Source organism: Streptomyces sp. NPDC049954 (assembly GCF_040656295.1).
Taxonomy (GTDB): Bacteria; Actinomycetota; Actinomycetes; order Streptomycetales; family Streptomycetaceae; genus Streptomyces.
Window position 1 is genome coordinate 21,275 of sequence record NZ_JBFALS010000018.1, and the last position, 13,466, is coordinate 34,740.

The 13,466-nt window shown below is 67.1% G+C and carries 12 protein-coding genes and 1 pseudogene; 10 read left to right on the forward strand and 3 right to left on the reverse strand.

Annotation, left to right across the window (positions count from 1 at the left end; genetic code table 11):
- Positions 1–71: 71 nt before the first annotated feature.
- From AB0J21_RS29940 to rplI, 3 genes are read left to right on the forward strand one after another with little or no spacing between them, the layout of a single operon-like run.
- Positions 72–665: a single-stranded DNA-binding protein gene (locus tag AB0J21_RS29940; RefSeq protein ID WP_363149292.1), complete on the forward strand. Its 594-nt coding sequence runs from the start codon at positions 72–74 to the stop codon at positions 663–665.
- A 45-nt stretch (positions 666–710) separates the two neighbouring features.
- On the forward strand, positions 711–947 hold the full coding sequence (rpsR, locus tag AB0J21_RS29945; RefSeq protein ID WP_008746874.1) for a 30S ribosomal protein S18: 237 nt from the start codon (positions 711–713) through the stop codon (positions 945–947).
- A gap of 18 nt (positions 948–965) precedes the next feature.
- Positions 966–1,412, forward strand: coding sequence for a 50S ribosomal protein L9 (gene rplI, locus AB0J21_RS29950; RefSeq protein WP_363149293.1), 447 nt, complete (start codon positions 966–968; stop codon positions 1,410–1,412).
- A 191-nt stretch (positions 1,413–1,603) separates the two neighbouring features.
- Here the strand turns inward: rplI and AB0J21_RS29955 are convergent, their stop codons facing one another.
- The gene (locus AB0J21_RS29955) at positions 1,604–2,941 is read right to left on the reverse strand and encodes an MATE family efflux transporter (RefSeq protein ID WP_363149294.1); all 1,338 of its coding nucleotides are present in this window, start codon (positions 2,939–2,941) and stop codon (positions 1,604–1,606) included.
- Positions 2,942–3,418: 477 nt separating this feature from the next.
- On the opposite strand from AB0J21_RS29955, the gene dnaB reads away from it, so the two are divergent.
- The 5 genes and pseudogenes from dnaB to AB0J21_RS29980 form a co-directional block, all read left to right on the forward strand.
- Positions 3,419–4,894: a replicative DNA helicase gene (gene dnaB / locus AB0J21_RS29960; protein WP_363149363.1), complete on the forward strand. Its 1,476-nt coding sequence runs from the start codon at positions 3,419–3,421 to the stop codon at positions 4,892–4,894.
- Between the two features lie 218 nt (positions 4,895–5,112).
- Positions 5,113–5,829: a TnsA-like heteromeric transposase endonuclease subunit gene (locus AB0J21_RS29965; protein WP_363149295.1), complete on the forward strand. Its 717-nt coding sequence runs from the start codon at positions 5,113–5,115 to the stop codon at positions 5,827–5,829.
- Complete coding sequence (locus AB0J21_RS29970; RefSeq protein WP_363149296.1) at positions 5,826–7,958, forward strand: helix-turn-helix domain-containing protein; 2,133 nt, start codon at positions 5,826–5,828, stop codon at positions 7,956–7,958. Before AB0J21_RS29965 ends, AB0J21_RS29970 begins: the two co-directional genes overlap by 4 nt.
- On the forward strand, positions 7,955–9,067 hold the full coding sequence (locus AB0J21_RS29975) for an ATP-binding protein (protein ID WP_363149297.1): 1,113 nt from the start codon (positions 7,955–7,957) through the stop codon (positions 9,065–9,067). The genes AB0J21_RS29970 and AB0J21_RS29975 overlap by 4 nt, the downstream gene beginning before the upstream one ends.
- Positions 9,064–9,456: pseudogene (locus AB0J21_RS29980) on the forward strand (TniQ family protein); the annotation flags it as partial. The gene AB0J21_RS29975 and the pseudogene AB0J21_RS29980, both read left to right, overlap by 4 nt.
- A 198-nt stretch (positions 9,457–9,654) precedes the next feature.
- Here the strand turns inward: AB0J21_RS29980 and AB0J21_RS29985 are convergent.
- On the reverse strand, positions 9,655–10,020 hold the full coding sequence (locus tag AB0J21_RS29985; protein WP_363149368.1) for a hypothetical protein: 366 nt from the start codon (positions 10,018–10,020) through the stop codon (positions 9,655–9,657).
- 760 nt (positions 10,021–10,780) lie between these two features.
- On the opposite strand from AB0J21_RS29985, the gene AB0J21_RS29990 reads away from it, so the two are divergent.
- Positions 10,781–11,479, forward strand: a complete 699-nt coding sequence (locus AB0J21_RS29990; protein WP_363149369.1) for a hypothetical protein — start codon at positions 10,781–10,783, stop codon at positions 11,477–11,479.
- 62 nt (positions 11,480–11,541) lie between these two features.
- On the opposite strand, the gene AB0J21_RS29995 is transcribed toward AB0J21_RS29990, so the two are convergent.
- A complete protein-coding gene (locus AB0J21_RS29995) occupies positions 11,542–12,015 on the reverse strand; it encodes a MarR family winged helix-turn-helix transcriptional regulator (protein ID WP_363149298.1) in 474 nt (157 codons plus the stop codon).
- Positions 12,016–12,097: 82 nt separating this feature from the next.
- On the opposite strand from AB0J21_RS29995, the gene AB0J21_RS30000 reads away from it, so the two are divergent.
- Complete coding sequence (locus AB0J21_RS30000; RefSeq protein ID WP_363149299.1) at positions 12,098–13,036, forward strand: zinc-binding dehydrogenase; 939 nt, start codon at positions 12,098–12,100, stop codon at positions 13,034–13,036.
- Positions 13,037–13,466: the final 430 nt, after the last annotated feature.

Consider the following 13,466-nt stretch of genomic DNA (forward strand, 5'->3'; position numbering starts at 1 on the left):
CAGCTCAGGGATTCACGGGCTTCGAGTAGCTAGTCAAGCACCCAGAGCTAACCCGCCGAGAGGTACCCCCAATGGCAGGCGAGACCGTCATCACGGTGGTCGGCAATCTTGTCGACGACCCCGAACTGCGCTTCACGCCCTCCGGCGCGGCCGTCGCGAAGTTTCGCGTCGCGTCCACTCCGCGCACCTTCGACCGGCAGACCAACGAGTGGAAGGACGGCGAAAGCCTGTTCCTGACCTGCTCGGTCTGGCGTCAGGCTGCGGAGAACGTCGCCGAGTCGCTCCAGCGCGGCATGCGCGTCATCGTGCAGGGCCGGCTGAAGCAGCGGTCCTACGAGGACCGCGAGGGCGTCAAGCGCACGGTCTACGAGCTGGACGTCGACGAGGTCGGCGCCAGCCTGCGCAGTGCCACGGCCAAGGTCACCAAGACCACGGGCCGGGGCGGCCAGGGCGGGTACGGCGGCGGTGGCGGTGGCGGCCAGCAGGGCGGCAGCTGGGGTGGAAACCCCGGTGGCGGTCAGCAGCAGGGCGGCGGCGGAGCTCCCTCCGACGACCCCTGGGCCACCGGCGCTCCGTCCGGCGGCGGGCAGCAGGGTGGCGGCGGCAACTGGGGTGGAAACTCCGGCGGCGGCGCCGGCGGCTACTCGGACGAGCCCCCCTTCTAAAGGGTGGGCGCGACCCCAACTTCTTGATCAAACAGGAGAAACACCATGGCGAAGCCGCCTGTGCGCAAGCCGAAGAAGAAGGTTTGCGCATTCTGCAAGGACAAGGTCACGTACGTTGACTACAAGGACACGAACATGCTGCGGAAGTACATTTCCGACCGCGGCAAGATCCGTGCCCGCCGCGTGACCGGCAACTGCACTCAGCACCAGCGCGATGTCGCCACGGCCGTCAAGAACAGCCGTGAGATGGCGCTGCTGCCCTACACGTCCACCGCGCGATAAGGGAAGGGTGACCGACTAATGAAGATCATCCTCACCCACGAGGTCTCTGGCCTCGGCGGCGCCGGCGATGTCGTCGACGTCAAGGACGGTTACGCTCGCAACTACCTGGTCCCGCGTGGTTTCGCGATCCGCTGGACCAAGGGTGGCGAGAAGGACGTCGCGCAGATCCGTCGTGCTCGCAAGATCCACGAGATCGCGACGATCGAGCAGGCCAACCAGATCAAGGCGCAGCTCGAAGGCGTCAAGGTCCGGCTGTCCACGCGTTCCGGCGAGGCCGGCCGTCTCTTCGGTTCCGTCACCCCGGCCGACGTCGCCTCGGCGATCAAGGCTGCTGGTGGTCCGGACGTGGACAAGCGCCGCATCGAACTGGGTTCGCCGATCAAGTCGCTCGGCGCCCACGAGGCGTCGGTGCGTCTGCACCCCGAGGTGGCCGCGAAGGTCAACATCGAGGTTGTCAGCGCCTGAAGGCCGCGTGAGCCTTCGGTACGACTGAGCGCGTGAGTGCCCGGTACGACCGGGAAGGGCCGTACTCCCCGGCGGGAGTGCGGCCCTTCTGCGTGCCCGGGCTTCGCCGGTCTGTGCCGGATCTGCCTGTCTGGGGCGATCTCTTATGTTTCACGTGAAACATAGCCGGATGTTTCACGTGAAACATGGGCTCATCTACTGGCGCCGGTGACGACCCAACGACCGGAACGCGAGCGCAGCCACAGGGTGAGCAGGCGTACGACCATCATCAGGGCCATGGCCCCCCACAGGGCCGTCAGGCCACCGCCCAGATCCGGGACCAGGAGGGCGGCTGGTGTGAACACGGCCAGCGTGATGATCATGGCCCCGGCGAGATAGGGGCCGTCCCCTGCCCCCATGAGGACGCCGTCGAGTACGTAGACCATGCCGCATACGGGCTGGACCACTGCCACGACGAGCAGAGCGGGTAGAGCCGCGTCATGGACGGTGGAGTCGCTCGTGAACAGAGGGACGAACAGAGACCGGGCCGCGACGACGAGCAAGCCGAGGATTACTCCCGAAGTGATCCCCCAGTGCACCATCCTCCGGCAGGCGTCCTGTGCGCCTCGGGAGTCCTCGGCGCCGAGGTAACGGCCGATGATGGCTTGACCGGCGATCGCGATCGCGTCGAGTGCGAACGAGAGCAGGCTCCACAGCGACAGGACGATCTGGTGGGCGGCGATGTCCGCGTCCCCCAGCCGGGCGGCCACCGCGGTGGCGATCATCAGGATGGCGCGGAGCGACAAGGTCCGGATCAGGAGTGGCGCGCCGGCCCGGGCGCTGGCTCGTATCCCGGCGAGGTCCGGCCGCAGGGAGGCCCCGTGCCGTTGCGCTCCACGGACGACCACGACGAGGTAGACGAAGGCCATACCCCATTGGGCGATCACCGTCCCCCAGGCGGAGCCGGCGATCCCCAGTTCTGCGCCGTAGACGAGGAGAGCGTTGAGGGCGGCATTCGCGAGGAAGCCGCTGACAGCGACGTACAGGGGGGTGCGGGTGTTCTGGAGACCGCGCAGAACACCCGTGGCGGCGAGCACGATCAGCATGGCCGGGATGCCGAGCGCCGAGATCCGCAGGTAGGTGATGGCGTAGGGCGCGGCGGTCTTGGAGGCACCGAACACGTCGACGAGCCAGGGGGCGGCCGGGAGGGCGAAGGCGACGACGAGAAGGCCCAGCAGCAGGGCCAGCCAGATGCCGTCCAAGCCCTGCCGGATGGCTGAGCCGAGGTCCTTCGCACCGACCCGGCGGGATACTGCGGCGGTGGTTGCGTAGGCGAGGAAGACGAAGATGCTCACCGCGGTGGTGAGCAGGGCGGAGGCGACTCCGAGTCCGGCGAGTTGGGGGGTGCCGAGGTGGCCCACAATGGCGCTGTCCGCCATGACGAACAGCGGCTCGGCGACCAGCGCGCCGAACGCGGGCACGGCGAGTGCGATGATCTCCCGGTCGTGCTGGCGGCGAGTGGCTCGGGCCGAGCCGGGGACCTGTGTCATAGGCCCAATCTAATCTTCCACAGGTAAGGGATGCAAAGCGTTCGGGACTCTTACAAGTGGTGGATGCTCCAAGGAGTCGGCGCGTCTGGTCGCCCGAACTTGGCCCGCTGCGAAAACTTTTTCTCCTGCACAAGCGGTGGACGGAGTATTCGCAGCTCAGGCGTGGTCTGTGTGAAGGTCTGCGGGCTTGTTCACAGCGCTGTCCACCGGCTCATGCACAGGATCCGGCGAGTTCTCCACAGCTCTGGGCCGTTCATCCACAGCGCCTGTGGATAACCAGATTGGCTGACGGTGCAGACGGGCCTAACGTGGGGCGTCGCCCGCAGTGCCTCGGCAGCCCGGAAACGTCATAAAACCGACGCCTCCGAACCGGATGCGGGCTTCTCGATTTGTCAGTGTCGTGCCGTACGAATGGTGGTCACGGCGAGGTCCGCGTCGCGGACAGGAGGAGGCGGCCCGGTGAGCATCTCCGAGCCCTTGGACGACCCATGGGCCGACAGTGGTCCGGGGGACCGTCTCCCTGCTTCCCGTCGACGGCGCGAGGACGGCACCGGTGGTGAGGGCCGCAACAGCGGCAAGGAGGATCAGCACGACCGGGGTCGCGAGGGCGGCTCCTGGGACGCGGGCGGGTTCGAGCGCGTACCGCCGCAGGACCTCGACGCGGAGCAGTCCGTACTCGGCGGCATGCTGCTGTCCAAGGACGCGATCGCCGACGTCGTGGAGGTGATCAAGGGCGCCGACTTCTACCGTCCCGCACACGAAACGGTCTTTCAGGCCATCCTCGACCTGTACGCGAAGGGGGAGCCGGCCGACCCGATCACGGTCGCGGCGGAACTGACCCGGCGTGGAGAGATCACCAAGATCGGTGGCGCCCCCTATCTGCACACCCTCGTGCAGACGGTGCCGACCGCGGCGAACGCCGAGTACTACGCGGAGATCGTCCACGAGCGGGCGGTGCTGCGCAGGCTGGTCGAGGCCGGAACGCGCATCACGCAGATGGGGTACGCGGCGGACGGGGACGTCGACGAGATCGTGAACGGAGCGCAGGCCGAGATCTACGCCGTCACCGAGCAGCGGACCAGCGAGGACTACCTGCCGCTCGGCGACATCATGGAGGGCGCTCTCGACGAGATCGAGGCGATCGGCTCGCGCAGCGGAGAGATGACGGGGGTACCGACCGGGTTCACCGATTTCGACTCCCTGACCAACGGACTCCACCCGGGGCAGATGGTCGTCATCGCGGCCCGCCCCGCCATGGGCAAGTCGACTCTCGCGCTGGACTTCGCGCGGGCGGCGGCCATCAACAACAACCTTCCCAGCGTCATCTTCTCCCTCGAGATGGGCCGTAACGAGATCGCGATGCGTCTGCTGTCGGCGGAGGCCCGGGTCGCTCTGCACCACATGCGTTCCGGAACCATGACCGACGACGACTGGACCAGGCTGGCCCGCCGGATGCCGGACGTGTCCGCGGCACCGCTCTACATCGACGACTCCCCCAACCTGTCGATGATGGAGATCCGCGCGAAGTGCCGTCGGCTGAAACAGCGCAACGACCTCAAGCTGGTCATCATCGACTACCTCCAGCTCATGCAGTCCGGGGGATCGCGGCGGCCCGAGAGCCGTCAGCAGGAAGTCTCGGACATGTCCCGAAACCTCAAGCTGCTGGCCAAGGAGCTCGAACTCCCCGTCATCGCGCTGTCGCAGCTCAACCGTGGTCCTGAGCAGCGCACCGACAAGAAGCCGATGGTCTCCGACCTCCGTGAGTCGGGGTCGATCGAACAGGACGCGGACATGGTCATCCTCCTCCACCGCGAGGACGCCTACGAGAAGGAGTCCCCCCGCGCCGGCGAGGCCGACCTGATCGTCGCCAAGCACCGCAACGGCCCGACGGCCACCATCACGGTCGCCTTCCAGGGCCACTACTCCCGGTTCGTGGACATGGCACAGACCTGAAGCGGGTTTGTAGGGTCTCGCGCCCCGTGTCGTAATCTCACGGCCGATGCCGTACGGATGTCGTTTACGACATCGTCGTGAGACTGCCAAGGGGTACAGCCCGGATTCGCTCAATCGTGTGGGCGATGTGCTCGCCTCTAGCGACGGTACCGCTGTTGGATCCACGCTGTTATCGACTGCTTGGAAACAGCGCGGACCGACGCTGGGGGCGAGGCACGATGGCATCTGATCTGGCAGCCGTGAGCTTCCGTACATCAGGGTGTGTCGTTGAGGACGAGCCGTGGACGAGTGTGGGCAGCGCGGTCCTTTCCGGAGCGGCGCCGTGGAGGACGTTCCGCTGGTACAAGGGCCAGAAGCACTATTCGGGCACCTACTGGTCCTCGACGATGCGCGATCACGTGATCTACGAATCGCGCCTGGAGCTGTCACGGTTGCTCTTTGCTGACTTCGACCGGTCTGTACGCGGCATCGTGGCTCAGCCCTTCCTGCTGAAGGCAGTGCTGGAGGGAAAGGTCCGCCGGCACATCCCGGACTATCTCCTGATCACCGAGCAAGTGCCGATGGTTGTCGACGTCAAGCCGCTGCACCGGTTATCCATGCCGGAGGTAGCGTTCACCTTCGCTTGGACCCGCCGGGTGGTCGAGTCGCGCGGATGGAAGTACGAGGTCTGGAGCGAGCCTCCGGCCGTGGAATTGGAGAACATTCGATTCCTGGCGGGCTACCGCCGGGACTGGCTCTTCGACGACAGGCTGCTGGATCAGGTGCGGTCCGTCGAAGTGAACGGGCAGGCCCTGGCCGAGGTCGTCGAGATTCTGTCTTCTCAGGAACCCGCTGCGGTCCGGTCGTCTGTCCTGCACCTGCTCTGGCGGGGCGAATTGGCCACTGACTTGACCGCTCCGCTGGGTGATCGGCACCGATTGAGGAGGCCTGCATGAGCCAGGCGGCGACACGGGTGGGAGTCGGTACTCGCTTTCGTTACGACGGTGAATCCGTTGAGGTCGTCGAATTGGCCATCACCGCGGCGGGCAACGAGGTGGTCCTGAAGGACGGTCGCGGACGGCTTCTGCGGTTGGCTGTCAAGGAACTGTTGGTGTCCGATCGGGCCATTGTCATTCCGGAGGGGCCTGGACCGTCTGCGGATGACGGCGAGGATGCGGCCGACGTGATCCTGAGCCAGTTATCCGAGGCTGCGCGGAGCCGGGTGTTGAAACGCGCGGCGCATATCCGTGAAGTCCTCACGGGCTTTCGGTCCGGGTCTGCTGAGCTGGCCTCGGAGGGCGAGCCGAGGCAGGAATATGCGTCTGACCGGCCGCTCTACGACCGTTACGCAGCCAAAGCGGCCGAGCTTGGCGTCAACACGCGTACGGTTCAGCGCTGGGTGAAGGACTACCGGCGCCACGGCGAGGCCGGGTTGGCCTCGTTGGAACAGGGGGTCCGGCGCCCTGAGACGAAGGCCGATGACCGGTGGGTGGAGACCGCGGTGGAGGTGATGGTCGAGCACGCCGACCAGTCGAAGCCGTCGCGGACGATGGTGATTGAGCGGACCCGGGCGAGGGTGATCGCGCGGTTCGGGGCGGGGGTAGTGCCGCAGCCGAGCCGGGCGACGGCGTTTCGGCTGTTGGAGGAGTTGGAGCGGCGGCATCCGCTGTTCCGGCTGAGTACGAAGCGCAACCGGGATATCGCGGGGCGCCCGGAGGGTCCGTACGGGAAGCTGCGGCCGACCAGGCCGGGTGAGTACCTGCTGATGGACTCCACTCGGCTGGACGTGTTCGCGTTCGATCCGTTCACACTGCGGTGGGTGCAGGCTGAGTTGAGCGTCGGGATGGACTGGTACACCCGCTGCATCACCGGGATTCGGGTGACACCGGTGTCCACGAAGGCCGTGGACGTTGCCGCGGTGCTCTTCGAGTCCTTCCGGCCCCGGCCGTTCGGCCGCGACTGGCCGCAAGGGGCGGTCTGGCCCGAGCACGGAATCCCGCGCACCGCGCTGGTCGACGTCGCAGTCGAGGGGATCGGTCTGGCCTCGCCGCCGATCGTGCCGGAGACCTTGGTAGTTGACCACGGCAAGGTCTACGTCTCGGACCATCTCAGCAGCGTCTGCCGGCGGATGGGGATCTCGATCCAGCCTGCCCGGTTGCGGACCAGCCGGGACAAAGGGCCGGTCGAGCGGTTCTTCCGCACCCTGCGGGAGGACCTGTTGCAAGCCCTGCCCGGTTACAAGGGTCCGGACATCCATTCTCGCGGCGAGAACCCGGAAGGAGAGGCGTTCTTCTTCCTCGATGAGCTGGAGGAGATCATCCGGGAGTGGACCGCGACGAAGTACCACTGTCGTCCGCACTCCAGCCTGGTCGATCCCGGTCTGCCGGGGCTGCGGATGTCCCCGGCCCAGATGTTCGAACACGGCATGGCCCGAGCCGGCTACATCGAGGTGCCTCGCGATCGTGACCTCGCCTTCGAGTTCCTGCCCACGAAGTGGCGAACGGTCCAGCACTACGGCGTGGAGATCGGCCGCCGCCGCTACAGCGGGCCGGGCCTGCCGGAGACGGGTATCCGTAGTCCCTACGGTGGCCCGGTGAAGAACGGCTGGCCGTTCCAGGTGGACCCGGACGACATCACCCAGATCTACTTCCGCAACCCTACGACCCGCGAGTGGCATGCCCTGACCTGGGAACACGCGCCGTCGGCGCGTATGCCGCTGAGTGAGGACGCGCTCAAGTTCGCCCGTCAGCTGGCTGCGGAGAAGTACCGCTACCCCGACGACCGGCTCGCCGTCGCTGATCTGCTGGAGCGCTGGAACCTCGGGCTGGGCACCACCCTGGTGGAACGGCGCATGGTCCTGCGGCTCTCGCGCGAGCAGGCCGGCCTCGAACTGCCCCAGACCGAGGAGGAGGTCATCGTCTCGCTTCCCTCAGTACGCAAAGCCCTGGGCCAGGCCGAGGACCTGGAGGAGCCTGCGGAAGAACCGCTGGCGGAGATCGCCGAGATGGGCGATGACGACGAGGCCGATCTGGAGGACCTCGCCGCCGAGGAGGACTTCTACGCGGACGCTCTGGAGGACGTGTGAGTACGGCAAGTCCGCCGGGGCTGGGCAATCTGGCGCTGTCGCGGAAGGAGGACTTCAAGGCATTCGCCGAGACTCCCCTTCGCGCCAAGCCCGTGACGCTGACCCGCCGTCGGCTGAATGCACTCGGTGAGGGGCCGAGAGCCGAGTACGACCTGCTGCGGCGGGAGTGGCATGCGAACATCGGCCCGCTGAAGACTCCTCAACTGACCTCTCTGCATGAGGATTTGTGGGACATCGTCGACAGCAATCTGCAAGACGGTGACAAGGCCAAAGGCGCGGTGGCCATCGACGCGTTCCCCGGCCTGGGGAAGACGACTTCGGTCCTCGCGTTCGCCCGCAAGTTCCACCGCCGGGAGATCGCCGAGCGGGGCGAGTTCACCGATAAGGGCAATGAGCGGTGGCCGGTCTGCCGGGTCGGGCTGACGGGGAACACCGGGATGAAGGACCTCAATCGGGCTCTGCTGGAGTTTTTCGGCCACCCGGGCCGGGCTCGCGGCACTACTGCCCAGTTCGGGCAGCGAGCCCTGGACTGCGTGTTGTCCTGTGAGGTCCGGCTCCTGGCTCTGGACGACGTGCACTTCCTCAAGTGGAACCAGACGAACGGCATCGAGGTCAGCAACCACCTCAAATGGATCGCGAACGAGTTCCCCGTGACCTTGCTGCTGATCGGCGTCGGCCTCGCCGACAAGGGGCTCTTCAGCGAAGGCGATGCCCGACGGGATGCCGCTTTCGCCCAGACCGGGCGCCGCACCACCCGGCTGGGCATGCGGCCCTTCACGATCGAGTCCGAGGTCGGCCGACGGGAATGGCGGCAGATGCTGCTGGCTCTCGAACAGCGCGTCGTGCTGGCCGACGCACATCCCGGGATGCTCGCAGAGGACCTGCCCGACTACCGCTTCGCCCGCAGCACCGGCCACATCGGCTCACTGATGACACTGATCAACCGCGGCTGCCAGCGGGCGGTCCGCACCGGCAGCGAGCGTTTGGACCGCGACCTCCTCGACGGGGTGAGGAACGACGAGGCGTCCGAATCTGCCCGCCGAGAACTAGAAGCAGCCCTGGAGCAAAGAAAGTTGACGAGCCGGCCGCGGCGCCGAAAGACAGCATGAACGCGGCCGTTCGGACCTGGCCCATCCGGTTCGCACCGCTTGACGGAGAGGCGCTGGATTCCTGGCTGGAGGCGCTGGCCCAGCAGCTGGATACCCAGCTCGGCGAGGTGCTGGGGCATCTGGGACTCCCGGTCAGGGGCCGGTCCGGGAACCACCTTCGGGGCATCCCCTCGGACTGGACGATTCTGCTCAAAGAGCAGCAGATCGCGGCCATCACGCATGCGAGCGGGCTGGACCAGCAGGCAGTGACGGGCATGACGCTCGCCCGTTTCGACTCACGGGCCGTGGACATCAATTTCGAGCGGCGGTATGTGAACCGGCGTGTCCTCTGGGGGCGCGGCCGGGGCTCGCGGTTCTGCCCGGACTGCCTGCGGGAAACCGGCGGACGGTGGCAGTTGTTCTGGCGCCTGGGCTGGGCTTTCGCCTGTCCTCGCCATACCCGGCTGCTGGCGGACTGCTGCCCTGAGTGCGGGCGCATTCCCCGTCAGCGGCCTCGCTCCGGGCGAGTCGTTCCCCGCCCGGGACACTGCGGCAATCCGGCCGCCTACGAGGGCGGTCCGCTCTCCGGCGGCTGCGGCTTCGATCTTTCACAGACCCGTACGCTCCGGCTGCCCGATGCGCATCGCGCGCTCAGGGACCAGGAGCTGCTGATGAACGTCATCGAGACGGACGTCGCAGACTTCGGCCCCTACGCGCTCAGCCCGCAGCCGTCCCGGGCGGCACTGGCTGATCTCCGGGCCATCGGCGGGCGGGTGTTGGCAGACCTGCCCGAACACGACATCCGGAACCTGGCCCCGGCGGACATCGCCGAGGACCACTTCACGGTCGATCCCGGCTCCCTCCTTGCCCTGCGAGCGGTGGAACGGCCCGGCTTTATGGCCCCACCGCGTGCCGTGAGTACGGCCGTCGCGGTGAGCATCGCCCTGCACGTTCTCGGACAGCCCGATGTTCACCGGGCGGGGACCGAGTTGCGTGGCCTGCTGGAAGCGATGCGTGAGGAGCTCTGGCAGATCAGCGCCACCAGCATCGACAGCTGGGGACGCGGACAGAGTCCCGTGCTGAGCGCGGTGAATCTGGCAGCTCTCGCCCCCTCGCTCCGGCCCAGCGAACACCTCCGTTATCGCACTCCCACCGCCATGCCCCGGCTCCCGAAAAGAACCCTCCGGGAGATCACCCGTCGGGCACGGAAGATCCCCAGCATGTTCTGGCCGGCTTGGGCAGTCCGGCTCACTCCTGCCGACGGCGTCTATCCCCGCACTCTCGCCCCGGTCCTGGCCGCGTCCCTGCTGGTCATCGGCAGCAAGGTCCGCCTTGAGGACGCTGCTGAACACCTCGGAGCAGTCACTGACGGCATCGGGATCTCCCGCATCTTGCAGATACTGGACGACCAGCCTCACTGGGCGGACACCGTCACTGCACTGGTCCGGCTCTCCGATCATCTCGACACGGCTGAGGTCCCCATCGACTACCAGCGGCGCCGCCGCCTGGACTACACCCAGCTGCTCCCGCACGAGCGCTGGCGGGACATCTGCCGCCGCACCGGCGCCATGCCCGGCAATGGGCTCCGCGAGCGTGTCGTCCGCTGCCAGCTGTTCCAGCGCATCAGCGGCCTTCCCGCCGAAGCCGCCCCCGGCCACTCCAGCATCAACGAAGCACGGTTCCGGGCCGAGGCCGTCCGCTTCGCCACCATCCAAACCCCGGAGGGCCCACACGTTGGCCGAGGAGTCCCGCACCTTCCTCGCCACCCACCACATCCACGACGAGCCGGTGACCTGGCAACCGCCCGTCACCCTGCTGACCGGACTCGCCCTGCCCGGACCCGATCCGGACCGCATCAATGTTGCCGAGCTGCACCAGCTCGTCCTGCAGCGCAAGAACCCGGCCCAGTATGCGGCCGAGACCTTCAACACCAGCATCGAGTCAATTCGCCTCGTGCTGGACGAACATCCCGCCCCCACACCCCCACCGACCCCGAACACCGCCCGGGCGGCTGGCCTCATTCTCCTCAAAGCTCGTCAGGAAGTACCGAAAGAGACCTTCACCCGCCTCTACCTGGACGAACACCGCTCGCTTCAGCAGATCGCCGCCCTCACCAGCTTCTCCCGCAAGGTGCTGACCGGCCTCGCCAGGGAGTACGGCATCCCGCTCCGAGTCGGCCCCCAGGACTACAAGCGCCGCGGCACCATCGAACGGGGCTGGCTGTTCGAGCAGTACGTCCACCGCCGTCGAACCCTGCCCGACCTCGCCCGTGAAACCGGCATGAGCACCGCGAACATGGCCCGCTGGGCTCACCTCTACGACATCCCCCTCCGCCCTCGCGGCGGAGCAAGCCACGACGCCGCCCTCCGTGCCGGAGAGCAAGCCACCTGCATCCAGCGGAAGGCGCCGACGGAGAACCGGAAACGGTACTGAGGCCCTCTGACCTGGGATGGGACTGCTGCCTCGCTGTCTTCCCAGGCAGGTGTGACGAGCCGCTATTTGCCACCCGGGTCGGCTTCGGCGCAGGGCTCCTCCCGCTGGACTATGCGCGCGAGGAGACCCATGAGCTGGGTTCGCTCGCTAGGCGTCAAGACGGCCGTCAGCTCATCGTTTGCCTCACGGCCTAGTTGCTCCGTCTGAAGCAGGCGAAGTTTCCCACCCGGTGAAAGGGCGATGGCGTTCTTGCGGCGGTCCTTGGCGTCCGGCGCGCGGGTCACGAGGCCGTCGTTCTGGAGGTCGTTGAGGATCGCGACCATGTCCTTGGGATCGATGCTCAGGCTGCGGCCCAGCTCGGCCTGCGATACGGGTCCCTGTTCGGCAACGGCTGACAGGACCGCATGGTGCATCATCCGCATGCCCACCTGAGCGAGGGCTTCGGCGACGAGCCGGTGTCCCCGAGCTGCGGCACGGCCCAGGAGCCAGCTGGGGAGGGAGCGAATACGGGCGGGAGCGCGGGCGGTCTCGGGCATGGGGCCAGACTAACCAGAAAATCATTGGGGTTCCCTACGACCTTTCGCTATCGTTGGGTCTCCCAATGACCTGGAGGCGTGCATGCGGCGGGTTCGTTTCTATGAGTACGGCGGTCCGGAAGTGCTCCGCGTCGAAGATGCGGAGGTCCCCAAGCCCGGCCCCGGGGAACTGCTGGTCCGCACGGAAGCCATCGGCGTGACCCTTCCCTCCGTGCGCAAGGTTCGCGGAGAAGGCGGCAGGGCGCCGCTACCGGGAGTCCTTGGAGGCGAGGTCGCCGGAACAGTGATCACACTCGGCCCGGACGTGACGGATTTCGAGGTCGGCGACCGCATCACGTCGCTCACATTCAGCGGCGGCTCGTATTCCGAACTGGCGGTTGTTCCCGGCTTCATGGCGAGCCGCATACCGGACGGAGCGAGCGCCGTCCAGGCCGTCGCGCTGGTGCGCAGCGGACACGTGGCCCTCGCCGCCCTCGCCACGGCCCGCCCCCTCGTGAGCGAGTCGGTCCTGATCACGGGCGCGGCGAGCGGAGTGGGGCATCTCGCGGTCCAACTGGCCAAGCTTCAGGGCATTGAACGGGTCGTCGCGGCCGTGAGCTCGCACACCAAGGCGGAGTTCCTCCGCGGTCTCGGCGCCGACGAGATCGTGACCTACGACAGCGAGCACTGGGGGGAGCCAGTCGACGTCGTCCTGGACGGAGTCGGCGGAGATCTACTCCCACGCGCCGTCTCCGCCCTTGCACCCGGCGGGCGACTCGTCTTCTTCAACTCGGGCGGCGGCACCGTTCCCGCCTTCGACCTCCTGGCAGGATCGAAAACCATCACCGGCCTCACCATGGCGAGGTTTGCCAACACTCAGCGCGAGCTCTATGACCAGCATGGCGAGGAGTTGTGGAAGCTGACCCTGTCCGGGCGGTTGCAGTCAGTCGTTCACGCCCAAATTCCGCTGGCTGATGCGGCACGAGCGCACGAGATCATCGAAGCCCGTGCCAACCTCGGCAAGGTTGTCCTGCTGCCCTGACGGTGAAACTGACCCGCGTCGGGAAACGCGTGGCCGCTGCGGCCCGGAGGAACCCGCAGAGGAAATGACACGGCGATGAGACAGAACTCATCGGCCAAGCCATGAGACAACCAGATAGACACAGGTCACGGCACCGAGCTATGTCACGAGCGGCGAGATCCTACAGTTTGTAGGTTTCCAGATCCCGTGGCCACTTTCCACCGGCGATGGCCACCGCGTGGCCAATAGGACACGGGGCTGGAAATCATGCCGAGTGAGCGAGTAGTTCCCCCCTTCGTGTACAGGACCTCCCCAGTCGTCGTCTTCGCGCCTGCCGGGGCAGGACCCTAGCGTTCTGCCGCCGATGGGTCGCCTCGGGAAACGCAGGGGGGGCCGATGGGTACAGCGGTGGCTGCGCCGGTACGGCTGAGAGCCTGTCGGGTGGCTGGTT

Excerpts from the sequence above, each read along its gene's own strand:
- AB0J21_RS29940 (WP_363149292.1), top strand. The coding sequence starts at position 72 with ATGGCAGGCGAGACCGTCATCACGGTGGTCGGCAATCTTGTCGACGAC.
- rpsR (WP_008746874.1), top strand. The coding sequence starts at position 711 with ATGGCGAAGCCGCCTGTGCGCAAGCCGAAGAAGAAGGTTTGCGCATTC.
- rplI (WP_363149293.1), top strand. The coding sequence starts at position 966 with ATGAAGATCATCCTCACCCACGAGGTCTCTGGCCTCGGCGGCGCCGGC.
- AB0J21_RS29955 (WP_363149294.1), bottom strand. The coding sequence starts at position 2,941 with ATGACACAGGTCCCCGGCTCGGCCCGAGCCACTCGCCGCCAGCACGAC.
- AB0J21_RS29965 (WP_363149295.1), top strand. The coding sequence starts at position 5,113 with ATGGCATCTGATCTGGCAGCCGTGAGCTTCCGTACATCAGGGTGTGTC.
- AB0J21_RS29970 (WP_363149296.1), top strand. The coding sequence starts at position 5,826 with ATGAGCCAGGCGGCGACACGGGTGGGAGTCGGTACTCGCTTTCGTTAC.
- AB0J21_RS29995 (WP_363149298.1), bottom strand. The coding sequence starts at position 12,015 with ATGCCCGAGACCGCCCGCGCTCCCGCCCGTATTCGCTCCCTCCCCAGC.
- AB0J21_RS30000 (WP_363149299.1), top strand. The coding sequence starts at position 12,098 with ATGCGGCGGGTTCGTTTCTATGAGTACGGCGGTCCGGAAGTGCTCCGC.